Genomic DNA, 26235 nt, shown 5'->3' on the forward strand with positions numbered 1-26235 from the left:
CCTTTGAGCTTATACAGCCTCTTTTTTAATTACATAGGCTATCATATCAGTCCTGATTTCGAAACCCAGTTTATGATAAAGTTTAATGGCACCTTCATTATCATTTCTTACATGCAGAAAAGGGATTTCGTTGCGGAGCAATATCCGCTTAATCTGTTCCTGCAAAATCTTAAAGGAATAGCCTTTTCCTAAATGATTGGGGTGGGTACAAACAGCACTTACTTCGCGATAGGGGCTTGGGAAAAAGCGGTGTCCGGCCATAGAGGCCAGTTTTCCATCAACAAATATACCTGTGTAATTCGTGAGTTCGATGGTTTTAGGTAAAAATGGCCCCGGTTTGGTTAATTCCACAAGATCGATCATTTCGGCAACGTGCTCCAGATCGAGGTTTGTGAGTTCGGCTCCACCGGTATCAGGTATTGTTGTACTCCGAAAAACAAACTGGAACATATTGATGTGGGTTAATAATTTCCATTGTTCAGGAATCTCAACAGGAGTTTTAGCAAAAAATACGAACAAACTCTCTGGTGGACTGATCTGGTAAAGGGTATCTAAATTTTCCTTCGAATTATCTTTTAAGCCGGCAAAGGCAGTAATGTCTTCAAAATAATATTTTGCTTCATCAGCCCCTTTTGCTATGTGGTTATGACCAGATGTTAGGGCATAATAAATCGGATTATCCAGTACGTGTTCCATGCAGCAAAGATATTAAAAGCTAAATCAGGCGGGGGTAATTTTTGTACAAATCAAGCTAACCAAATATTGATTGCCGATTCAAAAAAACCTCCACCAAATGCACAGTAATCCCAATCGTTTTGTCGCTTACATCCGGATTAAGGTTTTCGCCGATCATGGCACCATGTAAACCAGGCAAAATCACCAGCTGCGAATCTGCAATCAATCTCGACATTTTTACCACATGTTCCGGCCTGATCACATCACGGTCGGCAACCATTAGAAGTGCTGCAGATTTAATTCCGCGGAGATCATCATCGCTTAAATCGACAAAATCAAGCATACGCTGTTTGTCTTTTTCGAACATGGTTTGCATTGCGTTTTGATCAGGGTTTACCTCGAGGAAGGAAGTTTTAAGTGCTGCAGGCATATGATCGATGGTAGCATCGCCAAAACCATTATAAAAGCCTTCTATTAAACCTTCCCGCTGATAATTGGCCGAAATGACAATGATTTTATTTACTACCTCAGGGTAATGGGCTGCGATATTTAAAGTGGTGGTGCCGCCATTGCTGAAACCTAAAAAATTAGCCTTTGTTATTTTGAGTTGATTTAAAAGACTGGTTACATCTTGTGCATCCTGTGCAAAAGATTCGGGCTGATTTCGGTCGCTGGTACGCCCATGCGCCTGAAGTTCAACTGCAATCACCTTACCGGTTAGCTGAGGAATGAACCTGCCAAAGGTAGATTGTATGGTAGAACCGCCGCCGTGGATTAATACCAGCGGAATTTCTCCTTCACCATAAACTTCATAATACATATTAATGCCATTTACCTGCTCGTAGCCAGCTTTTTTATCAATTTCCATTGGTTTTGATTTTATTGTTGTTAAACAAAGCTAAACAAGTTGACTGAAAATAATGGACTCATAACAGACAATATTATGGGTGATTTGAGCCAGTTTAAATCATCATTTTCTTAATCTTTTCGCTTCCCTGATGTAAGCATCCAGAAATTGATCAATCCCTGATGCGGTATAACCCAATAACCTCGAGTTTTCGCCAAGCTCAGAAGATGCGATGGTTGTTTTCTCCCTAATCTGCGTCATGCAATACATATTAATCGCCTGTTGCATAGGCAGGGTGATGTATTGTTTTGCTTCGGCAATTTTGCCACTTAAAACAATCAGTTCCGGGTTAAATAATTGGATCAGCATCGATATTCCTTTCCCCATATAAGTGCCTACATTTGATAATAACTGGATGGCATACTGATCGCCTTTATTGGCTGCTTTAATAATTACAGCCGGTTCAATCCTTTCCAGTTCCTCCTTGCTGAGTTGATTAAGCATCGAGTTTTTGCCTGATAAGATCCCTTCTTTAGCCATTTCTGAAAGCGCATTACCAGAGGCAACGGTTTCTAAACAGCCATGTTTACCACAATAACAAAGCGCGCCATTTTCAACAAACGGGATGTGGCCCAGTTCGCCCGAAAAACCACAATTGCCCTGCCTCAGCTTGCCATCCATAATAATGCCCAGGCCAACGCCCCAATCCATCAACAGTACCAGTACATTTTTCTTGCCTTTGGCCATTCCATGTGTAAATTCAGCCATTGATGATCCGTTTACATCGTTTTGGATCACCACCGGTAAATTTAATATTTTTTCAAACGCAGCAGTTAAAGAAATATTTTTTCCATCACTTAAAAAATAGCTGTAGTTTTCGCCCTGCTCCGCATCAATTAAACCCGGCATACCTACACTGCAGCCAATTAACTGCTTGTTATTAAGTCCTGAAGATTTTAAGAACTCCTGTAAATGCGTATTTAAAATATGGAAAAAATCTGTCCGGCTTTTAGAGATGGGGAGCAGAATAGTTTTAACATCCGAGTGCAAGTTATAGTTATTGTCAATAATGGCAATTTTGGTGTGGAATAATTCAATATCAATACAGAGAATGAGGATTTTTTTATCCTTTAAACGGTAAAGGTCGGGTTTTCTTCCCCCGATTGATAAGCCATGACCCTTTTTTTCAACCCAGTCTTCATCCATCAAAGCCGCAATCAGTTTTAATATACTGGGTGTGCTTATATCCATGATTTCACATAAGGTAGAAACCGGGGCCGCACCCTGATTAAAAAGATGTTTAATCAGCTTATGTTTAGCGATTGATTGTTTATCGTTGCAGTTTGAGATTAAGTGATTTAATAGGTTAAGATTCATGACATTAATGATGCTATTTTGATAAATATAGCCAACTTCTATTAAAAATTTACTGAAGTTTTTTTAATACGTAAAGAAATCATTGATGTTTTGCCAATACAACAATTTCTTATTAATATTAAACTACGAATACGTTTAAAACCACACGGAATAACCACCCGTATAACCGTATTTTCTATAAACACCCTAACCAAAATGAAAACTAAAGAAGAACTGCCAAAACAGCCTAATTCCAGGCGCGATTTTATCAAAAAGTCTGCAATCGGCCTCGCCACTTTTACCATTGTACCACGCTATGTAATGGGCGGACAAGGTTATCTTGCCCCAAGCGATAAACTGACCAAAGCTGTAATTGGCGTTGGCGGCATGGGAAGAGGCCATTTCGAATACGAAGGCACACAAGTAGTAGCCATTTGCGATGTTGACCAGAACCACCTTAAACAGGCTGCGGGCATGTTGGATAAAGGAGTAAAAACATTTAGTGATTATAGAGAACTGATTCAGTTACCCGAAGTAGATATTGTGCATATTGCTACCCCGCCACACTGGCATGGTATAATGGCCGTTGATGCTGCAAATGCAGGTAAAGATATCTGGTGCGAAAAACCAATGACACATACCATAGGCGAAGGCAAAAGGGTAGTGGAAGCCGTAAAACAAAACGGTAGGATGTTCAGGTTAAATACCTGGTTTAGGTTTAAGGATACTTTTTACGGCATGGGTACCACGGTTAAGCCGATTAAAAAACTGGTAGATAGTGGCATGCTGGGCTGGCCGTTAAAGGTAACCGTGAGCAAACATACCGGCTACGACTGGAAATTTTATTGGGTGGGTAAAGATCATTTAGAACCTCAGCCTGTACCACCCGAATTGGATTATAACGCATGGTTAGGTCCTGCACCTTACAAACCTTATAACGCGCACCGTGTACATCAAACTTTTAGGGGTTATTGGGATTATGATGGTGGCGGATTGAGTGATATGGGGCAGCATTACATCGATCCAATCCAATATTTTTTAGGAAAAGATGATACCAACCCGATTTCAGTTGAAGTGGATGCACCGCAACAACATACCGATGCCGTGGGCATTTGGCGCAGAATTACTTATACCTATGCCGATGGCTGTCAGATTATTTTGGATGGGGAAGGTAAAGATGTTAATGTACCTTATATAGAGGGGCCGAAAGGCAAATTATACCCGGGCTTTAAATCGGATATTCCTGATCTCGAACGCAAACTGGCCCAATTCCCTGATCCTGATCCGGAGATTGTAGAATTTTCTGAATCGGTAAGAACAAGGAAAAAATTCGCGCTGAATGAAGAGAATGGACATCGTTCATGCAACATTGTAAATATTGGTCTGGCTGCCTTACGATTGGGCAGATCGTTAAAATTCGATCCGGTTAAGCAAACGTTTATTGATGATGAAGCCGCAAACAGGTTAATTAATCCCGTAATGCGCGCTCCATTTTCCATTTAAAACATCCCTTTATACAAATCATCATGAATAAAAAAATATTATTGGCGCTGCTGGCCATTGTAATGCTTTCGGATGCATTATTTACCATCACAGCACTCGCCCAGGATAAAAAAGACGAAAGAACCACCACTACACGTATTGCCGATTTATTGGCACAATTACCAGCCAGGGATGCCACTCAGTTAACGCGTAACATGAAAGAAGTTGCTGATTTGGGTGAAGATGGATATGTCACCTTAATTAGCGGATTAACGGCCTCAGATAAGGCAAACAATGCTTTAATAGAATATGCCGTTGGGGGTTTCACGGATTTTGTTACTAAAAAAGATCAACAGGCCGCAAGAGATATGGCCATTAAAGCTTATTGTAAAGCTTTGCCTATATTATCAGATCAGCAAAACAAAGCTTTTATCATCAGTCAGTTTGATTTGGTGGGGAATGATGCTGCAGTAAGCTGTTTAGAAAGTTACCTTACCGACGAGCAATTAGCAGATGAAGCTTCAAGATCACTGGCTAAAATAGGGACACCATTGGCTATAAAAGCATTAATCGGTGGATTAAGTAAAGCAAACGGAAAGGCTAAAATGGCCATTGTTGAAGCCTTGGCATGTAGCAACACAAAAGCAGCGGCTATAGCCATTACACCTTTGGCTACGGGCGCCGACAAAGCATTAACGAAAGTGAGTTTATATGCCCTGGCCAATATTGGAGATGTATCATCAAAAGAAATATTGATAAAAGCAGCAGAACAGGCGGGTTATAAATACGATCAAACCAACGCCGTTGCAGCTTTATTTGTGTATGCACAGAAAAGCATTGGAACAGATAAAGCAGGCGTACAAAGCATTGCCAAAAATATCCTGGAAAAAGCAACAGCCGATGATCAGGTAAACGAACGAATTGCTGCTTTAAAATTGCTTGCCGCTACACAAACCGATCAGCAAGCTTTATTGGCCGCCATGAGTGATAAACAATTTGAATACCGCGCAGCTGCGGTTAAATTTGCTGCCGCTGGTGTAAATGATACGAATAGCGCAGCCTGGGTAAATCAACTTAAAAAAGTTGATGAATCTACACAAGTTTCTATTCTGGACATGCTCGCCAACAGCAAAGCAAAATCTGTATTGCCCGATGTATTAAAATTGATTAAAAGTGATGATCAGCAGGTAAAACTGGCCGCCATTAATACCGCTGTAAAACTTGGTCAGGAAGAGGTTTTGGATGACCTGTTAAAATTAATGGCTAAAGGAAGTACAACCGATATCGCAGGTATTTCGAATGGCATTTTAAGAATAAAAGGTGACGGAGTAGCTACAAAAGTTGCAGCATTTATCCCCAAAGCCAAACCAGAAGTACAGGTTGCTTTGATCAATGTTTTAGCTGCCCGTGCAGCCACTAACCAAATAACGGTTATTTATACTTTACTAAGCAGTAAAAATACGGAAGTAAGAAAGGCGGCTTTTCTTTCATTACAGCATGTTGCCACAGCAGAAAACAAAGCGCAATTATTCGATCTTTTGAATAAAACCACCGATGCCAGCGAACTTACTGCTGTACAGGATGCCATTATTGCCTCGGTAAAAGGAAGTGCGGATAAAGACGCTCAAACTGATGCGATTCTTCAACAGATGAACAGTACAACTGCCGATAAGAAATTATTGTTTTACAAAGTTTTGGGCAGTCTGGGCGGTCAGAAATCGTTAAAAGCGGTTTCAGAAGCTTATGCCACAGGCGATGATGCAACCAAAAAAGCTACCGTCGGAGCACTTTCTTCCTGGTCGGATGCCGGTTCAGCCGATGCGTTAATCAATATTGCACGTACAACCTCTAATACCGCTTTTTTAAACCAGGCAATTACGGGCTATCTAAGTTTAATCAGAAAAACAAACTATCCTGCCGAGCAGCGTTTGTTATTGTTACGCAACGCGATGGCGGTAGCCAAAACCCCGTCACAGCAACAACAGATACTTAAAGATACCGAACAGGCCAAATGTTTTAATGCGATAGTATTTGCTGGTCAGTATTTAGATAACACGGCTTTACAACAAGCTGCGGCAAATGCAGTAATGAACATTACCATGGCCGGAACTTATAATGGCGAAATTGTGAAAAACTTATTGAACAAAACCATTGCGGTAATCAACGGTGGCGATGCCGGTTATCAGAAAGAAGGCATGCGTAAATACATTTCAGAAATGAAGGCCGGTGAAGGTTTTGTAAAGGTATTTAACGATCAGGATTTATCGGGCTGGAAAGGCCTGGTTGCCGATCCGATCAAAAGATCAAAAATGGATGCCAAAAGCTTAGCCGATGCACAGGCAAAGGCAGATGCCGAAGCACAGGAAAGCTGGAAGGTGGTAAATGGCGAACTGCAGTTCCAAAGCCACGGAAATAACCTGGCAACGGTTAAAAAATATGGCGATTTTGAAATGCTGGTGGATTGGAAAATCATCGACGATAAAAAAGGAGAGGGCGATGCGGGTATTTACCTGCGCGGTACACCACAGGTGCAGATCTGGGATTTGGCCCGGACCAAAGTGGGTGCGCAGGTAGGTTCTGGTGGCTTATATAATAACCAATCCAACCAAAGCAAGCCGCTTAAAGTAGCCGATAATAAATTAGATGAATGGAATACCTTCAGGATTTTGATGAAAGGTGATCGCGTTACGGTTTACCTGAACGGACAATTGGTGACTGATAATGTGATCCTGGAAAATTATTGGGACAGAAGCCTGCCGATTTTTACAGCGGAACAAATCGAACTGCAGGCGCATGGATCGCCGGTGGCTTACCGCGATATTTACATCAAAGAAATTCCCCGTCCAAAACCTTTTGAACTGAGTGCACAGGAGAAAAAAGAAGGTTATAAAGTATTGTTTGATGGAACCAATATGCACAGCTGGACAGGTAATACCACTGATTATGTGATCGAAGACGGAAACATCGCTATCCGTCCTAAGCCAGGCAAGGGATCGGGCGGTAACTTATTCAGCAAAGAAGAATTCAGCGATTTTATTTACCGTTTCGAATTTCAGTTGACACCAGGAGCAAATAACGGCTTGGGCATAAGGGCTCCACTAGAAGGTGATGCAGCTTACGCAGGCATGGAATTGCAAATTCTGGATAATGATGCCCCGATTTATAAGGATCTGAAAGTGTACCAATACCATGGCTCAATTTATGGAACCCTTCCTGCCAAAAGAGGCTTTTTGAAACCTACCGGAGAGTGGAATTACGAAGAAGTGATTGCCAAAGGATCTAAAATTAAAGTGACCTTAAATGGGACGGTAATTTTAGATGGCGATATCGAACCATTCAAAAAAGGTGGAACTCCTGATCATCAGGAACATCCGGGTTTATCGCGTGAAAGCGGTCATATCGGTTTCCTTGGCCATGGCTCGCCGGTTCAGTTCCGTAACATCAGGATCAAAGACCTTAGCAAAAAAGAAAAAGATACAACTACTAAAAAGAAATAATTTAAATTTAGCATTACAAGATCCCAAATAATGACAGAAGATAAGGCAAATTCGAAAAACGGAAATTCGAGAAGAAACTTTATTAAAACAACAGCACTTGCGGCAGCCGGATTTATGATTGTGCCACGCCATGTATTAGGTGGGCCAGGTTTTCTGGCGCCAAGCGATCGCTTGCAATTGGCTGGTATCGGTGCAGGTGGAAAAGGAGAAGGCGATATTGCCAGCATGGTAAGGGGCGGCAAAACCGATGTTGCTTTTTTATGCGATGTAGACGACAGAAGGGCTGCAAACTCCCTGAAAAACTTCCCGAAAGCTAAATATTATAAAGATTATCGTGAGTTACTGGATAAAGAAGGCAAAAATATTGATGCCGTAACCGTATCCACGCCCGACCATACTCATGCGCAGATTGCCATGGCCGCTATGCAATTGGGCAAACATGTATATGTGCAAAAACCTTTAACACATGATATTTATGAGGCCCGGATGTTGACTGAAGCGGCGAATCGTTATAAAGTGGTTACGCAGATGGGAAATCAGGGGGCATCAGGTGATGGGGTAAGAAGGTTACAGGAATGGTATGATGCAGGCCGGATCGGTAAAGTACATACGGTTTACTGCTGGACCAACCGCCCCGTTTGGCCACAGGGAATCTCCTGGCCAACAGCAACAGAGGCTGTGCCAAAAGAACTCGATTGGGATCTTTGGTTAGGTAGCGCGCCTTATAAGGATTATATCAATAAACTGGTTCCTTTCAACTGGAGGGGATGGTGGGATTACGGTACCGGAGCCATTGGCGATATGGGCTGCCACCTGGTTGAGCCACCTTTCAGGGTATTAGGTTTGGATACGCCAATCAGTGTAGAGTGCAGTGTGGGCAGCGTATATGTAGATGAATTTAAACGGGCGTACCTGCCAGAAAGTTGTCCGCCATCAAGCCACGTCATCATGACTTTCGCTAAAACACCAAAAAACAAACATGAGGTTCAGGTACATTGGATGGATGGTGGAATTAAACCCGAAAGACCTGAAGAACTAGGCGCAAACGAAAGTTTTGGCGATAATGGCGTACTTTTTATCGGTACAAAAGGAAAGATGATTTGCGAAACTTATGGCAAAAATCCGAGGTTATTACCTTTATCGCGCAACGAATCAGATAAGACGAAAATCACCATTCCACGTATTGTTAACCAGGAAGAAGGTCATTATACCCAGTTTGCAGAGGCCGCAATTGCCGGATATGGCAAAATGCAGCTCAGTTCGCCATTTGAAATAGCCGGCCCGCTTACCGAAACCTTACTTATCGCCAATCTGGCCATCAGGGGAACAGATGTACAGCGCAGGGATACAGCAGGCAAAATCAGCTACCCGGGCAGAGACATTAAAATGCTTTGGGATAAGGTAAATATGAAAGTGACCAATTTTGATGAAGTAAACCAATTTGTAAAACGCGAATACCGAAAAGGCTGGAGTTTGGGCGTTTAACTTTAAAACTTTTTAACCTTAACTTTAAAATGGCAAACAGAATGATTTTATGGTTAAAGCTTATTTAGGGCCATTGCATTCAACATTTAAAACATTACAACTTTAACAATAAATGACAGAGATTAAGAATTTAAGGGTTTTAGTGGTGGGCTGTGGTAATATGGGCACATCCCACACCACCGCTTATCATAACTTACCGGGTTTTGAAATATGCGGATTGGTTTCTACTGGTGAAAGCAAAGAAATCCTTAACCAAAAACTAGGTGGGCAATACGATCTTTACTCTGATTTTTACGAGGCGCTGGCTGCTACCAGACCCGATGCCGTTTGTATTTCTACCTATCCCGATACGCACGAAGCCTACGCCATAAAATCATTCGAAAATGGCTGCCACGTATTTATCGAAAAACCTTTGGCCGATACCGTTGAGGGGGCAATAAAAGTGGCCGAAGCCGCGAAAAAAGCCAATAAAAAATTATTAGTGGGTTATATCCTTCGCTATCATCCCTCATGGGAAAAATTTACCGGACTGGCCCGTGAAATGGGGAAACCTTTAGTGATGCGCATGAACCTGAACCAACAGAGCCACGGCCCTAAATGGACCGTGCACCGCAACCTGATGAAAAGTTTAAGTCCGATTGTAGATTGTGCTGTTCATTATATCGATATCATGTGCCAGATGACGCGATCGAAACCCGTACAGGTAAGTGCCATTGGTGCAAGGCTTACCGACGATATCCCCGACTGGAATTACAATTACGGGCAGTTGCAAATCCGTTTCGAAGATGGTTCTATCGGCTGGTACGAAGCCGGCTGGGGGCCGATGGTAAGTGATAATGCCTTTTTTATTAAAGATGTTTTCGGTCCGAAAGGATCGGTATCCATTATGGCCAAAAATGCTGGTGCAGCAGGTAACTCTGATAATATTGATGCGCATACCAAAACCGAATCGATTAAATTACACCATGCCGATTTAGATACTCACGACGAATTCAGCAAAGCTGATGAGTGGATCGATCTGACTGATGAACCCGATCACCAGGAACTTTGTAACCGCGAACAACGTTATTTTTTAAAAGCCATAACAGAAAATATCGATTTAACCAACGCTACTGATGATGCGGTGAACAGCTTAAGGATTGCCTTCGCCTGTGATGAATCTGTTAAAACTGGCGAAATGATCAGGCTGGACTAAATTCTTCCTTACTCAACGGACGTCATTTCGACTGAAGCACCGCGGAATGGAGAAATCTTTTTACGGGTTTCAAAGATTTCTCTAAGATCCATGATGTAGTATACCAGAAAGTCCCGATTTTATGTATCATTGAATCACGAAGTCAGAAATGGGATTGCGCTATGGAAGAACTTCGTTAGTCTTAATGAAAAATCAGAACCATGAACGATAACGATACCAAACGGCTTTCGCGCTTAACCGCAATTTTAACCCAGTTGCAAACGAAAAGGCTTTTAACAGCACCGGAGCTGGCAAAAAGATTTTCGGTTAGTATAAGAACCATTTATCGTGATATTAAGGCCTTAGAGCACGCTGGTATTCCTGTTTTTACCGAAGAAGGAAAAGGCTATCGCTTGATGGAAGGTTACCAAATACCGCCCGTAATGTTTACCGAAAGCCAGGCCAATGCCCTCATTCTGGCCGAACAGCTGGTGTTGAAAAACAAAGATACCTCATTCATTAAAGACTATTTAGAAGCCATTGATAAAATTAAGGCCGTATTGGGGAATAAAGTAAAAGATAAAGTTAATCTTTTAACTGAACGCACCCGTTTTACCCAAAATTTTAATAACGAAAGAAACAGCAATAACCTCTCCGGTCTGCAGTTTGCCCTCACCAATTTTTATGTTACACGGATAGAATATTCCAATGAAGCCAATCAGGTAAGTAACCGTTTAATTGAACCTTTCGCCTTGTTAAGTACGCAAGAAAACTGGTTGCTGGTCGCCTGGTGTCGCTTACGCAACGAATTCAGGTATTTCCGCCTCGATCGGATTAAAAAACTCGAAATGCTTACCGAGCAATTTAATCCCCATAAATTGACGCTACAGGAATTTTTCGATAAAAATCATTAAGGATTTATACCCCTGACATAGGGCTGTCATTTAGCTGCATTAGTTTTGTTGCGTAAACATAAATTAATGAACATGAACAACCTTTTTAATCCGTCCGATACTTCAGCCATTTTAGCGCGGATAGAAAAACTCCAGCCAACTGCCCAAAAGCAATGGGGCAAAATGAATGTAAACCAAATGCTTGCGCATTGTAATGCATCGCTCGAAACCGCCATGGGTTTGCACAATCCCGAAAGACTGGGTTTTGTTGGTCGCTTTTTTGGAAAATTATTGAAACCGAAATTTTTTAGCGAAGTACCCTTTCCTAAAAACGGTGCAACCGATAAAAGTTACATTATAAAAGGCAATCCTGATTTCGAAACCGAAAAAGCAAAGGTAATCAGGCAGATTAAGTCTTTTTTAGCAGGTGGTCCGGCCAAATGCACTAAACATCCACAGGCATTTTTTGGCGAACTTACCCCCGAAGAATGGGCATTAATGCAATGGAAACACTTTGATCATCACTTAAGGCAGTTTGGAAACTAATCAGCAGATGAATCAGGAAAAAGAGATCGAAACTTTTTGTCCGGCAAGCCAGAAAGATTGGAGACAATGGTTAACCGAAAATCATTGTTCAAAACAATCCGTATGGCTTGTTTACCATAAAATAAAATCCAATGTGCCATCAATTTCGTGGAGCCAGGCCGTTGATGAAGCCCTTTGCTTTGGCTGGATAGACAGTACAGCAAAGCGGATTGATGATTATACTTTTATGCAGTTTTTCTGCAAACGCAAACCCAGAAGTGGGTGGTCGAAAATTAACAAAGCCAAGGTTAAACGATTAATAAACGAAGGATTAATGGCTGCAGCCGGGTTCGCCAGTATCGAAAAAGCAAAAGAAAACAATTCCTGGATCATTTTAGACGATGTAGAGGCATTAAAAATACCCAAAGATTTAATTGCCGCCTTTAAAACACAACGTGGATCAATGCCTTTTTTCCTGAATTTAAGTAAATCCGTTCAAAAAAGTATCCTGCAATGGCTTGTACTTGCAAAAAAAACAGAAACCAGGCAAAAAAGGATAAACGAAATAGCCCTGTTAGCCAGCCAGAAGCTTAAACCCAGACAGTTCAGATAGTAACTTGACACTTTGTATGTTTTGAGTTTTTTATAAATTCAAGTAAGTCATGATTGTATTATTAATTATTATATTTTGTAATTAATAAATGTATTTGTGTGTAATTTTAACATGTATTTGATGTATATATTTTTTATTGAAAATAAAGTCCGTATCTATGTGTAACTAAAAAATATCTCATCATCCCAAACATTTAACTGCTCATTAAAATGTAATACGCGCTATCAATGGTTATCCCGATTGTCATCATTTAATTTTTTTATATTTCTGTATATCAATAACTTGATTTTTATTTTGCATGTCGATATTACTTGCCACATCCAATAATTTTATTTGGTAATAACAGACTGATTTTTGTTTTGGCCTTTAATGTGCTTAAAACAAAATAAGAATATTTTAATCTGCATTTATTTACATTTTAATAGACCTTAAACCAAACAATTGTGAAAAATTTATTATCAATCATCATCCCTGTGCTCGAAGGAATGGAAGAATCTCCCTTAAAGCACCAACTTTTAACCTATTTTCCGCAACAGGCAGAACACTTCACCACCATCGAAGAAAGTTTTACTAAACTAACTGCAATTCCTCATGACAGGGAACATCTTAAACCCTTTTTTCATAGCTGGAGCCAAACCAATAATAGTGCAGTTACTGTAGCTGGCTTAAGTAACCGCATAACGATGCTGATCCATAAAAATGCACCTGTACCGGATGAAGCACAGCTTTTTAGATCAGTAGCAAGTTTAAACAGAATTGTGGATGAAGATTTAGCTGTTGTCGGAAAAGTATTGCATTCTGATCTCTTTTATACTATGGCAACCAATACTTGTGGTGATGATGGGTGGTTGTTAAGGCAATACCTTGATCCAAGTGCCCGTGCTTTTAAATATTGGAAAGACCAGAATTCGTTACGAAACAAAGATTTATTGATCGGCCTTTTAACCACATTGGTGCACGAAATTTATACACATGGCGAAGTAGAATTTATATTACCCAGGTTTACGCGTTGGCTGGAAGATGATTTTGGTTTCGATAAAGATACTTTAAAACATACTTTGGCATGGATTACCGTGCACTGTGGCCCCACAGAGAAAAACCATTTCTTTTATGCCGTAAATTCCATCAACTATTATGTTAAGGCCATGGATGTAAACCTGGCCGATTACGACTTAGGCGAAATTGTTGCCGATTATTTGAGTAAAAAAGCAGCAGTAATGGAAACCATTAGTGCAAGTTTAGAGCCGGTGATGGAGGATGAAATTGCATAAACTATGACAGGTGAACTTGTAGAAGGACAAACTATTTGCAGCAGAGATGCTTTAAATGAGTTGCTAATCAAACACCTGGGTGAAATACCCTGCAATGGTTCTGATTCGTTTTCTCCCATTCCTGTTGCCGTAAACCGTAAAGAAATAGCGCGGATGGAAGATTTATGCCGGGTATTGAACAAGGCTTTAACAAGCGTTGTAAATGCCTATTTTAAAGACGACAGGATACGTGCCATTTATAACTTTGATGAGCGGTTGAACAATATTTTGAACATTGCACAAGTACAACCTTACGAAGTTGGGATGTACCGCCCGGATTTTTTACAGGCAGCAGATGGCAGCATCAAAATTTGCGAAATAGGAGCCAGGTACCCCATTAACGGATGGATGTTAAGTTATTACCTTAATGTGATTACTGAAGATAGTGGCTTGCCCTTACTGGATGTAGTTCCTGCGCAGCGTGATTTTGTTGATGCCATCTTTAACCGGTTTAATGCCGCTGAGCCTATTGTGCTTTTGCATGATAAAGAAAAAGGGACCGAGGTATTTTATTTGTTAAATGAGTTTAGCAAACAAGGCCTGGATTACATTTCTGCCAGCCCCGCACAGTTAACCTGCCAAAATGGGGCAGTGATGTTGCATGGTAAACCCGTTAAGCAGTTTATAATGGAAATGGACCGCGAAGAACTGCGCAATTTTGATCCGGAAGTATTGAAGCAAATCATCAGTAAGGGTAACTACTTTAACGATGTACGTACGCTGATCCTGGTGCATGATAAACGCATACTGGCGGTTTTGTTTAACGAAGAAATCATGAAGGATTATCTTACTGAAGAAGATTATCAGTTTTTGCGATCGTTTTTAATACCAACTTATGCCCTGCATAATCCCGAAAAACGGGCAGAAGTAAGTAATTCATCATTAAACTGGGTGTTAAAACGCAATAGTGGGGGTCGTGGTATTGATATGTATATAAAAAATGATTGTGAAGACTCCGTTTGGACTAATATAATTGCCAAACAATGGCAAGCGTATATGGTGCAGCAATATGTGCCTCAACGTTGGTTTAAGTATAACGATGGTACAGCGCAAACACTGATCAACCTGGTAGGGATGTTATTATGTTACAACGACCGCTCGTTTGGTCCCGGCCTGTTCCGTGGTTCTGCAGAGAGTGTGGTTAATGTTCACCAGGGTAGGGGCGTAATTTTTCCCGCAATGATGTCTGAAAGTTAATATGACGCATGCTATCATAATTCCATTATTTAATAAGGCTGCTTATATCAGCCAAACACTTCATTCACTCATCCGGCAAAGTAAACTGCCGGATGAGTTGATTATTGTTGATGATGCCAGCACAGACAAAAGCTTGTCGGTTGCAAAAGATTTTTTGCGTGATCAGTTGTCTGCTTTTGGCAATTGCAGGATACAATTAATTCAACTTAGTAATAATAAAGGTCCAGGTAATGCCCGTAACATCGGTTTTGCTGCAAGCAATAGTGAATTAATCAGTTTTTTAGATGCCGACGACGAATATCATCCAAAGCTGTTGGAAATTGCCGCTAATGCATTCAAAGCACACCAGCTCGATTTTATGGTGCTCAATATTGCATTTATGCCCGGCAATGAAATATACCCCAATCTCGAACGATTAAAAAAGTACATCGAACCACTTGATGCCGATTTGTACCAGGTTAAAAACCCATTAATGGCTGTCAGCTCACCTCATTTTATCATGGGGGTCGGGAGTAACGTGATTACCCAAGGTAAATGGATTGCTGCTCACCAATATATGGCCGGAGCACAATTAAACGAAGGAATTGATTTTTGGTACCGAGTATTAAAGGGGATACTGGATAAAGTGCCCGGAAAAATAGCATTGCAAACCGGATGTTATCTTTATGTAAACGAGGTGCCGGGAAGTTTATCAAGAAAAAATTATACCCATTTTAAGCAGATTGAATTGCCACCGGTAATTTCGCGGTATAGCAACAGTAAAGATAAACACGATCGCCTGTTAATGAGGATGATCGGTAAACGCTGGTACAAACACGCCCTGCAGAATTTAGTATCAAACACTCAAAAAATGCGTTTTGTGTGGCATCATCGCAGCTTTTTGCCTCAATATCTTCGCTCCCTGCTCATCAAAAGATCATGATTAATCCTCTTCTCAGCAACTATTATCAAATTGTAAGGCAATCGGAGCTTTTCAAAACCTATTATCAGGGGTTCGAAGATTATCGGGATGCCCCCATAATGGGTAAAAAAGAATTGATTGCCCAGTTAAACAATCATTTTGATCTCCACAGTCAGGAACAGGGGGTTTATCTGGTGCGTTCCGGCGGATCTACACAAAAGCCATTGGTTTTTCCTGTTGATATTGCAGAAAATCTGGAACAGCGTGCAACACTTGCAGCCGCATTAAAATCTGCAGGAATATTTATTCCAAAAACAATTGCCCTTAACATGTTTGGGTATATGGATATGTACCGCACAGCTGCCATTATGGACGATTTGCTGGAAAGGTGCAGTGCAACAACCTTAGTAGCCAGCGCCGGTTTGCCTTATGAAGATGCCTGCCACATGGCTCAAAATTTTAAACCTAATTTATTGTTGGGTACACCTTCAAAATTATTTCTTTTTGCACAGTACCTTAAAAAACATCAGCTCAGTTTACCTATAAAAAATCTGTTATTCGGGGGAGAATTTTTGCCGCCATCACATATCAAGCTGCTCGGACAGGTTTTTGGAACCGAACAGATATACTCTTTATATGGTTCAGCAGAAACGGGGATATGGGCCTGGTGCAACTACAGTCAATCACCATCACTATTCAGGGTAATTGAAGGCCTTGTTGTTGAAGTAAACGAACCTGATACCGATGGTTATGGTCGCTTGTTGGTGAGTAACCTGTTTCGCAAACGGTTTCCTGTTTTCAGATACAATACCGGGGATATTGGGAAATGGGCTGAAATTGATGGACAACCTTATCTTGAATTAAAAGGAAGAGAACGTAATTCTTTTATGTTTAACGAGTGTAACTACGAACTGGATGATTTTAATGTAGTTCTTGCTGATGTTGAAAGGTTTCAGATACAGATTATGCCACAAGAAGGGCATACGGCAATAAAATTTATGCTAAGCATTGATTTAGCTGATAACGATAAAGCAGCCTATATCGAACTAAAACATCAGGAGCTATATCAGGTATTTGGCTATAAGGTGAAAAATTTAGAGGTTATAACAGGTGCCGATTTAAATTTTCATACCAACGTTATAACAGGTAAAACCCCTGCTATTGTCGATCAGCGCCTTTAGCTTCAATAAAATCCTCAACACTTGCAACCATTTTTTTAAGTATCTCGTCTTACCTGCAATACTTAATTTTTTGGCTGGGTTATCTTCCCCCTTAATCAATACAATGAAAAAAGCTATTTTAATATTGGTTATTATCAGTTTATCGACACATCTATATGCTCAGGACAAAAAAATGACCAACGATAGTATAACCGTATTTTATAAACAGGTTTTTGCTGCCCTAAAAAGTGACTATTTATTTAAAAGAACGGTAGATTGGAAAAATGTTGAATCGCATACCAGAAAAAATCTAAACCAATACAGCAATTTTGAAAACTCACTTATAGAAATCAGCAAACTTTTTGATAAGATAGGGGCTAACCATACCGCCATTTATTTTAAAGGGATAAAATATGCAGGGGCGGGGAATAAAATTTCAGAACCTCGATACAGCGATCAGTGGAAAAAGAAATATACTGCAAAACCTGGTTTTGAAGTGAAAATGATAAGCGAAAAATATGGTTATATTCTGGTGCCCGGTATAATATTCTTTGATGTTAGTTCTTCGAATATGCATAACATTGCCCAGCCATGGTACGATCAGATCGCACAAATTAAAAAAGAAAATAAGCCTGAAGGTTGGATTATCGATTTACGGCTCAATACTGGTGGAAATTCTACCCCGATGCTTTTAGCGTTATATGATTTTTTAGGTAATCAAAATATTTGGACATCACTAAATTTCAATAGAAGGGTAATTGATAAAATGGCATTGGATAATGGAAAATATGTTCTTAATGGTAAAACGATATCTTTTATCAATCCTGAAGGCAATTTGCTTGATCAGGCAAAAGTTGCAGTTATTACAGGCCCGTTAACAGCAAGTTCGGGAGAAGTTACCGCATTAGCATTTAAAGACCGGCCTAATACTGTCTTTATTGGCGAAACAACAGCAGGCTTTACAACCGGGAATATTTTTTACCCGCTCCCTTTCGGAGTAACAATGGCACTAACAACTACTTTCGATAGTGACAGGAACGGTATATATCACGAAAAGATTATTCCGGATGTTGCTGTTTCAAAGCAGGATAATTTTGATGATTTAATGTTGGACAAGAACATTGAAGAAGCCATCAAATTCCTGAGTGGTCAATAATAGGAGCTGTCTGTTAGGTTGTCCAATCCGGCGATTGCTAAAACGCTGCCCGTGGGCTATAATCAAATTTATTTACCAATAATAACCTTGCGGTGTTCCAATCCCCAGGCTGTAAGATCGTTGATAATGGTTTTCAGTGTCATGCCATATGCTGTTAGCTGGTATTGAACAGATATAGGCTGCGTGTCTAATACCGTTCGTTTTACCAATTTGTTAATCTCCAGCTCCTTTAATTCCTTACTCAGCATTTTGTTTGAGATCCCATGCACATCGTTCAAAATATCAGAAAATCTTCTCTTGTTGTAATAACAGATTGATGAAATGATGGAGATTTTCCATTTTCCACTCAGTACGTCCATCGCGTCGTGAACCGCCATGATCTCTTTTTTGTGCCCTAATTCACAATGGTTTTCAGTCATAAGTTACTTTGTTACCCGAAAGTTACTGTTACTTTCCGTAACAAAGTAACCAAAATAAATTGATTCATTTTAACTTTACAACTTAAAATAATAAAAAAATAATCATGGATTTTACAAATAAAAACGTTGTGGTTACAGGCGGCACCACTGGGATTGGGTTAGCAACAGCAAAAGCATTTATTAATGCCGGGGCAAATGTTTGGATAACAGGTAGAAAAGCCGAAAATCTCCAAAAAGCAAGCGCAGAAATTAATAGCACTAAATTAAACACTATTGTAGCCGATACTTCAAAACTGGCAGACATCTCTGTCCTGGAAAAAGCAATCGCAGAAAAGGGTGAGAAAGTTGATGTTCTTTTCTTAAATGCTGGGATAGCAACATTTGAGCCCATAGCAGATGTTACCGAAGCAAATTTCGATGTACAATTTAACACCAATGTAAAGGGGCATTTTTTTACCTTGCAAAAATTGCTCCCTCATTTGGCTGATGGAGCAGCGGTATTATTTACATCTTCAACAGTAGCAACTGCCGCAAATTTAGGCGCGAGCGTATATTCTGCAACTAAAGGGGCACTAAATAAAATAGCTCAAATTGCAGCAAACGAACTGGCGGGTAGAAAAATTCGCGTAAACATTGTTAGCCCTGGGCCAGTGGCCACACCGGGTTTAGAAAACGCTTTACCGGCAGAAGCAAAAGAAATGTTAGCAGGTGCAACAGCTTTACAAAGATTAGGCAATCCAGATGAAATTGCGAAAACGGTATTATTTCTGGCTTCTGATGCTGCGAGTTTTATTACAGGGACAGAGATTGTAGCTGATGGCGGTTACCTTAACTACGCGCTAAAATAGATCTTAATTATTATTGGGTACTTTTTAAGAAAAGCGGCAATTGCCGCTTTTTTTATTCTTAAATAATGATTCAGGTGTATATTTTAGTGAATTTTTTTTGCCGAAACAAACTGATCCAATCTAATTGATAAAACGATGTGCCTTGTAAGCATGGCAGTGGTTTGCCTAATTTTTATATGCGCATCCTTCGTTCATGTACTTTATTATTCTTTAACTAGCAGCTTCAAATAGGTAAGAATCTTCCCGCTATGCTCCGCTTCGTGATAGTTTGCGGCTTGCAGTGCCTGAATATGATTTCTTACTTGAAATCCAATGGGCAACTCAAAGGGCTCATAGTCGATAAATAATCTGGACTCCAAATCCGATTCAAGGTGATTAACTGTATCAATCAATAACTGTTTCACTTCATTAACATCTGGGGCAATTTTCCAAGAATCCGGAGATGATCCAATTTTAAAGGACTCCATAAATTCTTTAGATATATACATTGGTAATCCGCTACGCATATACATATGCCGTTGCTGAGAAGTGATACAATGACCAATTTGCCAAATTATATTATTGTTAAACCCCTCTGGAATTTTAAATAATATTTCGTAATTAATTGTTTCCATCAATTGCAATAGCCTGGTCCTGCTGGTCCTTAAAATTTCACATTCGAAACGTTCATTAATCATTTATGTTGGTTTAAATCCCTGGCTATAGAAAAAACTGTAAGGTTGTTTAAATCAAATTGATATCTCATTTTTCAGGAATTTGATATGCTTCACAAAGCATGTGTATTTATTTACTTTTTCAATTATCCTAAAAAGCAAAAATCCCGCTCTACTTATCGTAAAGCGGGATCGTAGCCCGTAGGGGAATCGAACCCCTGTTTCCAGAATGAAAATCTGGCGTCCTCACCCCTAGACGAACGGGCCATTAATCTGAGTTTTGACTTGAGGTATTGAGTTTGGAGAAACTCCCAACTTAACACTTTCAACTCCCAACTTCTTGGTAGCGGGGACACGACTCGAACGTGCGACCTTCGGGTTATGAGCCCGACGAGCTACCAACTGCTCCACCCCGCACTCTATTTCTTCAAATTTTCTTCGTTTGAAGGAGTGCAAAGGTAAGATTTATTTTGATACTTGCAAAGGCATTTGAGATATTTTTTAAAATATTTTTATCGGCCTTTTTAACCTTAAATCCATAGTTAATTGATGGCAATAAATTTCGAATTGATAATGAGCAAGTTGTATGTTTTTAATCATTATTTATCAAATTCTTTCTGATGAAACTTGGATAAATAAATTTTGTTCACTTTCTTTGTTTGTAATTAGTCTAAATAAAAATTATCATTTCCTGTTTTTAGCGCTAATATCAGTTCAATATATATTTGGTTAGTTATGTTGATTAAAGTCCTGTTTGCCCGCATCGTCATCAGATGCGGGTAAATCAGGCGCTAATACATTAATACTTTGGTTTCTCTATTTGAGCTTCATTATCTTTTACAACAATATTGGTAAAAGGAGCAGTCTGTCTGAAAGCTACCGTATCTGCCGGTGTATTGGCAACAAAAACAGCCAGTTTTCCATTGGTGAAACTATCGTTGTGTATCGTGGATGGTTTAATCACCAGCGCTGACCCATCAGCAGGAACCCTGAAAGTGGTAAATATAATTTTTGGATTGTCTTTTTCTGGATCTATAACCTCAATTTTACGGCCTAACGTTACTTTTGCTTCACAAAATACTTTTCCGTTTTCGTTTGGTTTGGGTAGAAAAATATGTGGGAAGGGATGGTGTTCAACAAACATACCACCACCACCAATAGGCGACATGGCATAATTACGGATGTAATCCGGTAAAGAGGTGTCGTATTCCATGCCAAACAGGGTGTCTTTAAAGCCCATGTAAAAAGGTTCCGCTGGTTTAAGTAGTTTACCCCCGTAAAAGGCCAGTGTTTCTTCATAATCCGGATGGCTTGGGTCCATTACAGGGAAGATTACAGCGAGTTCATTTACATATAACGAACCCGTTTGTCCAAATACATTTGCAGATGGATCGAGGTTAGGCAACCGGCCTCCATTATTGCTGCTCACCCAGTTGGAGTTAACCGTAACCGCGTTACCTTCTTTTGGAGTTTTTGCATTTCTGGCCAGGGCTTCCAGTTGATCGATCAGCGGTATTTCTGTTGCGTCTTTTGGGAGCACACTCACACCCGTTCCTTCACCAGGGGTTAAAACAACCTTATTGTCTTTGTGGATCGGCCCGTAAATTGCGCTGGTCGTCATCAAAGGAACGCCTTCTCTGCTTTGTCTTAAAACAACAGCATCGTTTAAAAACCAGATATTTTCTTTAAGGTCTTCTTCTGTAATTTTAATATCAACGGTTTGCCACTTTCTTTGGCCGGTAATTTCTTTTAATTTATCGTTGGTTACAGTTTCTGGATCCTGGGTATAGGATGTTCGGAATACGGAGCTCATGAATTGCGTTTTAGATGATGACTGGGATTTTGTTGTATGTTAAAAGTAGAATTATTTAATGGTATTTACCTGGCCGCTACAAATAATTAGTTTATGGATATTACTGAAGAATCAATCTCTATATGCTGCTTAACCGGCAAAATAAGCTGAATTAAGAGATTATGAAGAAATAATTTCCATCTTAAAAAAGAGGAAGTATGATGTTACAAAAGAGGATCTTTTGGAGATTTGTTTTGTTTTACCATCGTCAGCATATTCAGGTAGATATAAAATAAGATCAGGGAAGGCTCAATTGTGTATGATCCCGTATCGGGAGATTTTGAATTTAGCTATATTGATAAAAATTCTCTTGTCGATTTTTTGCCCCTTTCTATTTTATTAATCTTTTGCACATATAATTTTGGTAGGCTTGGTTTTGCGCTTCCTGTACTGTTAATTGCCGGGGTCTCGCGCTTCAGTTTTTTGTTTTACAAAAACGTAATAGGCAGGGAATTTATTAGTGATTTAAAATTAAAGCCTGATTATTCCTGGTAAATACATTGAGGTGGTGTATTATTGCATTGTTTATCAAGTGGTTATATTTATTTTAAATATAATTTAAACGGCTATGATGGGATTAATTTTCTTTGAGTTGAGAAATTTTTTGATTGCTGGCTTTAAAGGCGCTGATAAAATCATTTACTGTAATGTTCGTATTAAAATCAGTATCCGAAGAGAGTAGCAGCATGCCGGTACTATAGCTTATCACAGAAATCCGATTAGTGGCAATTTTATCCTTGCTGGCAATTTTAATTAAGGTTGGTGTATTTACATTGTCATTTCGGATATATGCGCGGTATTCTTTAATGGTTTTTGTGGCGTCATCCTTATGGGTGTATCGAATGTAAGGAATGGTTGTTGTATCGGTAGGATTCATTGTAGGGAATTTTGCAGTTATGTGTTTATTGTCGATGAAATCCAAGGTTGCCTTTTCTGCATGCATCAGCTCCGTTTGATAAATTTCTCCGGTAGCATCTTTATTAGTCGTGATTCTCGAAGCGGTGCTATTGATGTCTGTTGAGAGCAAGGTCGATTTATCACTGCTAACTATGGCGCTGCCAGCTTCTGTTGGTAGTCTGGTAACGGTTAATAAGTATTTTATTGTTAATGCTGTGCTGCTTTTTACAGTTGATATGACGCCGTTAATATTTATACTGATGGTGAAACTACTGGTAGTCATACCGGTCGGAACATCGAAAATTATTTCTGTTGGCATTACGGTTTTAGGCCTTAAGCTAATGCCATTGTCGAACGTAATGGTAACCAGGCTTACCTCTGTTCCAAAATTACTTCCGGTAATGGTTACGGTTTGACCTATTGTTGCTTCGGCCGGAGTAAAATTGGTAATTATCGGCGATTTAGATGCAGGAACTGTCTCGGGTTTAAGATCATCGTCTTTATTTGAACAAGAACTGCCCAATAAAAATATAATGAAAGTAATAAAATTAAAGAGATAAGAGCGTTTGAAATTCATAAAAGAGTTTTATGTTAGCTAAGATAATTATTTTGCCATACGGAGAATGGAATTATTCAAAAAAAAATAATGATTAGGGGTGAGTAATTGTATTTTAAAACACATAAAAGCAAAAATCCCGCTCTACTTATCGTAAAGCGGGATCGTAGCCCATAACTGTAAAAATATTCAATAGGCACGATGTTTGTTTTGATTTAACCTGATTGACAAATAAAATGGAGCAAAAAGGTGGATGAATAATTATTGTTAACGAATACGTAATGACTATTGATGTATTGCTTGATTTATATATGTCACTGTGCGATTCTACGACCGCAAAAAAAAATCAATTTGCCCGATCCTGGAAAAGTAAAAGAAAAACAATTAAAAAATACCTACGAAATAAGTTACGACAAACTTTGTTACACGACCGCCAATATAAAGAATGGTTTAGATTATCTTCCTGCTAAAAAATATGTGCGCCCTGTTGTTAAGCGTGTGCAGGTACGTGTAAAACTTCATCAAAGGATCATATATAATATCAATCAAAAGCTTGGAAATGACATTTGGTAGATGTAAGAGATGCCAGCAAGCTAATTGGACTATATGGGAAAGTAAATAAGATTGGCGGAACGGAAATTTATCTGAAAGAGACTTTTATACCATCAATTATTAAAGGTTTGGATAAAAATACGATTCCTCATGAGTTCGGGCATTCATTAGGTCTACCATGTAGACGAACCTTGGGTGTGGATAAAAAGTATGAGGGAACAGTGGAATATTCAAAAAATGATCAACAATAAGACGAATATAATGTTCGGAGGTGGTGGCGTATATTTAAATGACAGAACCTCCACAACAATTACTCCCGAACAGGTGAACACCATTATTGAAAATTATAAATTTGGCAGATTAAATCTAGGTTGATGAGTATATATACAAAACCCACGTTATTAGCTATTGCGGTTTTTATCGTAATAACCCTTATTTACTCAACATTTGAAGCCGAATCAGACGGTTTTACTTTAATCGGATTTCCTTTAACGTTTAACAAATACACATACGGCAAAATAAATCCCTCTGATATTGAATTGGCCCATATCGGCTTTAATACCAGTAATTTTCTATTAGATATGGTGGTGTTATTGGTATTCATTTGGGGATTTAATTTCATTTGGATAAAATATTTAAAAAACCCATAGTTTATGAAATTGAGGTGTTTTCGCAAATTGCCCAAACGCCAATACCAAAAGCGAGTGCACGCTACGGAATGGATGTTTAACAACATCCTTTCCAGCTTATCTATATCTGGTTGATGTTTGTTAATTAATTCCTGTATTTCTTCTTCCGTTCTAGTCACTATTGGAAAAAATCAGTTTTGACGGAGTGAAACATCGAACCGCTGGAGTAAGCGAGTCGCTTGATCTTATATTTCTGATTAACAGCTAATTAGAAGGCATAAAAAAAGGGAAAGAAGCTCGTTTTGAACCTCTTTCCCTTATCGTAGCCCGTAGGGGAATCGAACCCCTGTTTCCAGAATGAAAATCTGGCGTCCTCACCCCTAGACGAACGGGCCATTAATCTGAGTTTAGAATCTGAGGTATTGAGTTTGGAGAAACTCCCAACTTAACACTTTCAACTCCCAACTTCTTGGTAGCGGGGACACGACTCGAACGTGCGACCTTCGGGTTATGAGCCCGACGAGCTACCAACTGCTCCACCCCGCACTCTATACAACTCGTTTTTTCTATTGAATTAAATCCTTAACTCTGTTTCCGAATTGGAATGCAAAGATATAATTCGTTTCTTTGTGCTGCAAATTTTTTTTAAAAAATATTTTAATGGCGCATAAAGCAGGTTTTGTAAGTATAATAGGTAAACCAAATGTAGGTAAATCCACCCTCATGAATGTGCTTGTAGGCGAGCGGCTTAGCATTATAACTCCTAAGGCACAAACCACAAGACACCGTATTTTGGGGATCGTAAATGAAGAAGAATATCAGATCGTTTTTTCTGATACCCCGGGTATAATCAAGCCTAAATACAGTCTGCAGGAGAGTATGATGAGCTTTGTTAACGGATCTTTAACCGATGCGGATGTACTTTTATTTGTAACTGATATTAACGAAGAACACGATGAAGAAGACGTTTTGGAGAAAATCCTGAACCGTGATATCCCAACCATCGTATTAATTAATAAAATTGATAAGGCATTACAAGAGCAGGTTGATGAGAAGATTGCTTACTGGCAGGAAAAGTTAAATCCGGTGGCTATTTATGCAATTTCAGCCTTACATAAACACAATGTCGACGGATTATTGGATCGTGTGCTCGAAATGTTGCCAGAACATCCACCATATTACGATAAAGAAGATTTAACCGATCGTTCTGAACGTTTCTTTGTTTCGGAGATCATCCGCGAAAAAATCTTCCTTAATTACCAAAAGGAAATTCCTTACAGCACCGAAGTAATTGTAAAGAGCTTTAAAGAAGAGGAGATGAAAAATGGTAAAGGAGCAATGATCAGGATTACAGCAGAAATTGTGGTAGAACGCGATTCGCAAAAGAACATTTTGATTGGTACCGGTGGTAGTATGTTGAAAAAAGTGGGTACCGAAGCGCGTTTGGAGATTGAGAAATTTTTGGATAGCAAGGTTTTCCTGGAAATGTTTGTTAAAGTAATTCCGGACTGGAGAAGCAAAAAGAATTACCTGAAAAGCTTTGGTTACGATAATTAAT

24 protein-coding genes and 4 tRNA genes are annotated in these 26235 nt (G+C 39.5%); 16 read left to right on the forward strand and 12 right to left on the reverse strand.

Annotated elements, in window-relative coordinates; translation table 11 throughout:
• Window positions 1-9: 9 nt before the first annotated feature.
• The 3 genes from R2R28_RS02970 to R2R28_RS02980 all read right to left on the reverse strand — a co-directional run bounded on the left by R2R28_RS02970 (window position 10) and on the right by R2R28_RS02980 (window position 2899).
• Window positions 10-696, reverse strand: a complete 687-nt coding sequence (locus R2R28_RS02970) for a GNAT family N-acetyltransferase (protein ID WP_316824225.1) — start codon at window positions 694-696, stop codon at window positions 10-12.
• Between the two features lie 55 nt (window positions 697-751).
• Window positions 752-1543: an alpha/beta hydrolase gene (locus R2R28_RS02975; RefSeq protein ID WP_316824226.1), complete on the reverse strand. Its 792-nt coding sequence runs from the start codon at window positions 1541-1543 to the stop codon at window positions 752-754.
• Between the two features lie 102 nt (window positions 1544-1645).
• Window positions 1646-2899 (reverse strand): ROK family protein, encoded by a 1254-nt coding sequence (locus R2R28_RS02980; protein WP_316824227.1) that lies wholly within the window; start codon window positions 2897-2899, stop codon window positions 1646-1648.
• 195 nt (window positions 2900-3094) lie between these two features.
• Between R2R28_RS02980 and R2R28_RS02985 the strand changes: the two genes are divergently transcribed.
• From R2R28_RS02985 to R2R28_RS03040, 12 genes are all read left to right on the forward strand, one after another.
• Window positions 3095-4381 carry a Gfo/Idh/MocA family oxidoreductase gene (locus R2R28_RS02985; RefSeq protein ID WP_316824228.1) on the forward strand — a complete coding sequence of 429 codons (1287 nt, stop codon included), beginning with the start codon at window positions 3095-3097 and terminating at the stop codon, window positions 4379-4381.
• 23 nt (window positions 4382-4404) lie between these two features.
• On the forward strand, window positions 4405-7857 hold the full coding sequence (locus R2R28_RS02990; RefSeq protein ID WP_316824229.1) for a family 16 glycoside hydrolase: 3453 nt from the start codon (window positions 4405-4407) through the stop codon (window positions 7855-7857).
• Window positions 7858-7887: 30 nt separating this feature from the next.
• Complete coding sequence (locus R2R28_RS02995; protein ID WP_316824230.1) at window positions 7888-9342, forward strand: Gfo/Idh/MocA family oxidoreductase; 1455 nt, start codon at window positions 7888-7890, stop codon at window positions 9340-9342.
• Window positions 9343-9454: 112 nt separating this feature from the next.
• Window positions 9455-10537 carry a Gfo/Idh/MocA family oxidoreductase gene (locus tag R2R28_RS03000; protein ID WP_316824231.1) on the forward strand — a complete coding sequence of 361 codons (1083 nt, stop codon included), beginning with the start codon at window positions 9455-9457 and terminating at the stop codon, window positions 10535-10537.
• 200 nt (window positions 10538-10737) lie between these two features.
• Entirely contained in the window at window positions 10738-11430 is a 693-nt protein-coding gene (locus R2R28_RS03005) for a YafY family protein (RefSeq protein WP_316824232.1), read from the forward strand.
• 72 nt (window positions 11431-11502) lie between these two features.
• Window positions 11503-11955 carry a DUF1569 domain-containing protein gene (locus tag R2R28_RS03010; protein WP_316824233.1) on the forward strand — a complete coding sequence of 151 codons (453 nt, stop codon included), beginning with the start codon at window positions 11503-11505 and terminating at the stop codon, window positions 11953-11955.
• Between the two features lie 7 nt (window positions 11956-11962).
• Complete coding sequence (locus R2R28_RS03015; protein ID WP_316824234.1) at window positions 11963-12547, forward strand: YdeI/OmpD-associated family protein; 585 nt, start codon at window positions 11963-11965, stop codon at window positions 12545-12547.
• 443 nt (window positions 12548-12990) lie between these two features.
• Window positions 12991-13818, forward strand: a complete 828-nt coding sequence (locus R2R28_RS03020) for a hypothetical protein (RefSeq protein ID WP_316824235.1) — start codon at window positions 12991-12993, stop codon at window positions 13816-13818.
• A gap of 3 nt (window positions 13819-13821) precedes the next feature.
• Complete coding sequence (locus tag R2R28_RS03025; protein ID WP_316824236.1) at window positions 13822-15054, forward strand: hypothetical protein; 1233 nt, start codon at window positions 13822-13824, stop codon at window positions 15052-15054.
• A 1-nt stretch (window position 15055) separates the two neighbouring features.
• Window positions 15056-15976, forward strand: coding sequence for a glycosyltransferase family 2 protein (locus tag R2R28_RS03030; protein ID WP_316824237.1), 921 nt, complete (start codon window positions 15056-15058; stop codon window positions 15974-15976).
• A complete protein-coding gene (locus R2R28_RS03035) occupies window positions 15973-17136 on the forward strand; it encodes a phenylacetate--CoA ligase family protein (protein ID WP_316824238.1) in 1164 nt (387 codons plus the stop codon). The genes R2R28_RS03030 and R2R28_RS03035 overlap by 4 nt, the downstream gene beginning before the upstream one ends.
• Window positions 17137-17239: 103 nt before the next feature.
• Complete coding sequence (locus tag R2R28_RS03040; protein WP_316824239.1) at window positions 17240-18271, forward strand: S41 family peptidase; 1032 nt, start codon at window positions 17240-17242, stop codon at window positions 18269-18271.
• 68 nt (window positions 18272-18339) lie between these two features.
• On the opposite strand, the gene R2R28_RS03045 is transcribed toward R2R28_RS03040, so the two are convergent.
• Entirely contained in the window at window positions 18340-18648 is a 309-nt protein-coding gene (locus tag R2R28_RS03045) for a helix-turn-helix domain-containing protein (protein ID WP_316824240.1), read from the reverse strand.
• Window positions 18649-18794: 146 nt separating this feature from the next.
• Here R2R28_RS03045 and R2R28_RS03050 point away from each other — a divergent pair, with 146 nt between their 5' ends.
• Window positions 18795-19538, forward strand: coding sequence for an SDR family oxidoreductase (locus tag R2R28_RS03050; RefSeq protein ID WP_316824241.1), 744 nt, complete (start codon window positions 18795-18797; stop codon window positions 19536-19538).
• Between the two features lie 203 nt (window positions 19539-19741).
• Here R2R28_RS03050 and R2R28_RS03055 read toward each other — a convergent pair whose 3' ends face one another.
• From R2R28_RS03055 to R2R28_RS03075, 5 genes are all read right to left on the reverse strand, one after another.
• Window positions 19742-20215 carry a DinB family protein gene (locus tag R2R28_RS03055; RefSeq protein ID WP_316824242.1) on the reverse strand — a complete coding sequence of 158 codons (474 nt, stop codon included), beginning with the start codon at window positions 20213-20215 and terminating at the stop codon, window positions 19742-19744.
• Between the two features lie 171 nt (window positions 20216-20386).
• A tRNA-Glu gene (locus R2R28_RS03060) sits at window positions 20387-20458 on the reverse strand.
• A gap of 74 nt (window positions 20459-20532) precedes the next feature.
• Window positions 20533-20608: transfer RNA gene (locus tag R2R28_RS03065), tRNA-Met, on the reverse strand.
• A 382-nt stretch (window positions 20609-20990) separates the two neighbouring features.
• A complete protein-coding gene (locus R2R28_RS03070; protein WP_316824243.1) occupies window positions 20991-22004 on the reverse strand; it encodes a hypothetical protein in 1014 nt (337 codons plus the stop codon).
• A gap of 616 nt (window positions 22005-22620) precedes the next feature.
• Window positions 22621-23517, reverse strand: coding sequence for an IPT/TIG domain-containing protein (locus R2R28_RS03075; protein ID WP_316824244.1), 897 nt, complete (start codon window positions 23515-23517; stop codon window positions 22621-22623).
• Window positions 23518-23847: 330 nt separating this feature from the next.
• Between R2R28_RS03075 and R2R28_RS03080 the strand changes: the two genes are divergently transcribed.
• A complete protein-coding gene (locus R2R28_RS03080; RefSeq protein ID WP_316824245.1) occupies window positions 23848-24069 on the forward strand; it encodes a hypothetical protein in 222 nt (73 codons plus the stop codon).
• A complete protein-coding gene (locus tag R2R28_RS03085; RefSeq protein ID WP_316824246.1) occupies window positions 24063-24299 on the forward strand; it encodes a hypothetical protein in 237 nt (78 codons plus the stop codon). The genes R2R28_RS03080 and R2R28_RS03085 overlap by 7 nt, the downstream gene beginning before the upstream one ends.
• A 185-nt stretch (window positions 24300-24484) precedes the next feature.
• On the opposite strand, the gene R2R28_RS03090 is transcribed toward R2R28_RS03085, so the two are convergent.
• The 3 genes from R2R28_RS03090 to R2R28_RS03100 all read right to left on the reverse strand — a co-directional run bounded on the left by R2R28_RS03090 (window position 24485) and on the right by R2R28_RS03100 (window position 25223).
• Window positions 24485-24670: a hypothetical protein gene (locus tag R2R28_RS03090; RefSeq protein ID WP_316824247.1), complete on the reverse strand. Its 186-nt coding sequence runs from the start codon at window positions 24668-24670 to the stop codon at window positions 24485-24487.
• Window positions 24671-25000: 330 nt separating this feature from the next.
• A tRNA-Glu gene (locus R2R28_RS03095) sits at window positions 25001-25072 on the reverse strand.
• Between the two features lie 75 nt (window positions 25073-25147).
• Window positions 25148-25223 (reverse strand) — tRNA-Met (locus tag R2R28_RS03100).
• 114 nt (window positions 25224-25337) lie between these two features.
• Between R2R28_RS03100 and era the strand changes: the two genes are divergently transcribed.
• Complete coding sequence (gene era, locus R2R28_RS03105) at window positions 25338-26234, forward strand: GTPase Era (protein ID WP_316824248.1); 897 nt, start codon at window positions 25338-25340, stop codon at window positions 26232-26234.
• The last annotated feature ends 1 nt before the right edge of the window (window position 26235 follow it).

The organism is Pedobacter miscanthi (assembly GCF_032678605.1).
Taxonomy (GTDB): Bacteria; Bacteroidota; Bacteroidia; order Sphingobacteriales; family Sphingobacteriaceae; genus Pedobacter; species Pedobacter miscanthi_A.

Excerpts from the sequence above, each read along its gene's own strand:
- R2R28_RS03025 (WP_316824236.1), top strand. The coding sequence starts at position 13,822 with ATGACAGGTGAACTTGTAGAAGGACAAACTATTTGCAGCAGAGATGCT.
- R2R28_RS03045 (WP_316824240.1), bottom strand. The coding sequence starts at position 18,648 with ATGGCGGTTCACGACGCGATGGACGTACTGAGTGGAAAATGGAAAATC.
- R2R28_RS03035 (WP_316824238.1), top strand. The coding sequence starts at position 15,973 with ATGATTAATCCTCTTCTCAGCAACTATTATCAAATTGTAAGGCAATCG.
- R2R28_RS02980 (WP_316824227.1), bottom strand. The coding sequence starts at position 2,899 with ATGAATCTTAACCTATTAAATCACTTAATCTCAAACTGCAACGATAAA.
- R2R28_RS03070 (WP_316824243.1), bottom strand. The coding sequence starts at position 22,004 with ATGAGCTCCGTATTCCGAACATCCTATACCCAGGATCCAGAAACTGTA.
- R2R28_RS03030 (WP_316824237.1), top strand. The coding sequence starts at position 15,056 with ATGACGCATGCTATCATAATTCCATTATTTAATAAGGCTGCTTATATC.
- R2R28_RS02975 (WP_316824226.1), bottom strand. The coding sequence starts at position 1,543 with ATGGAAATTGATAAAAAAGCTGGCTACGAGCAGGTAAATGGCATTAAT.
- R2R28_RS03040 (WP_316824239.1), top strand. The coding sequence starts at position 17,240 with ATGAAAAAAGCTATTTTAATATTGGTTATTATCAGTTTATCGACACAT.
- R2R28_RS03050 (WP_316824241.1), top strand. The coding sequence starts at position 18,795 with ATGGATTTTACAAATAAAAACGTTGTGGTTACAGGCGGCACCACTGGG.
- R2R28_RS03075 (WP_316824244.1), bottom strand. The coding sequence starts at position 23,517 with ATGAATTTCAAACGCTCTTATCTCTTTAATTTTATTACTTTCATTATA.
- R2R28_RS03000 (WP_316824231.1), top strand. The coding sequence starts at position 9,455 with ATGACAGAGATTAAGAATTTAAGGGTTTTAGTGGTGGGCTGTGGTAAT.
- R2R28_RS03010 (WP_316824233.1), top strand. The coding sequence starts at position 11,503 with ATGAACAACCTTTTTAATCCGTCCGATACTTCAGCCATTTTAGCGCGG.
- era (WP_316824248.1), top strand. The coding sequence starts at position 25,338 with ATGGCGCATAAAGCAGGTTTTGTAAGTATAATAGGTAAACCAAATGTA.
- R2R28_RS03055 (WP_316824242.1), bottom strand. The coding sequence starts at position 20,215 with ATGATTAATGAACGTTTCGAATGTGAAATTTTAAGGACCAGCAGGACC.
- R2R28_RS02985 (WP_316824228.1), top strand. The coding sequence starts at position 3,095 with ATGAAAACTAAAGAAGAACTGCCAAAACAGCCTAATTCCAGGCGCGAT.
- R2R28_RS02970 (WP_316824225.1), bottom strand. The coding sequence starts at position 696 with ATGGAACACGTACTGGATAATCCGATTTATTATGCCCTAACATCTGGT.
- R2R28_RS03090 (WP_316824247.1), bottom strand. The coding sequence starts at position 24,670 with ATGAAATTAAATCCCCAAATGAATACCAATAACACCACCATATCTAAT.
- R2R28_RS02990 (WP_316824229.1), top strand. The coding sequence starts at position 4,405 with ATGAATAAAAAAATATTATTGGCGCTGCTGGCCATTGTAATGCTTTCG.
- R2R28_RS03005 (WP_316824232.1), top strand. The coding sequence starts at position 10,738 with ATGAACGATAACGATACCAAACGGCTTTCGCGCTTAACCGCAATTTTA.
- R2R28_RS02995 (WP_316824230.1), top strand. The coding sequence starts at position 7,888 with ATGACAGAAGATAAGGCAAATTCGAAAAACGGAAATTCGAGAAGAAAC.
- R2R28_RS03015 (WP_316824234.1), top strand. The coding sequence starts at position 11,963 with ATGAATCAGGAAAAAGAGATCGAAACTTTTTGTCCGGCAAGCCAGAAA.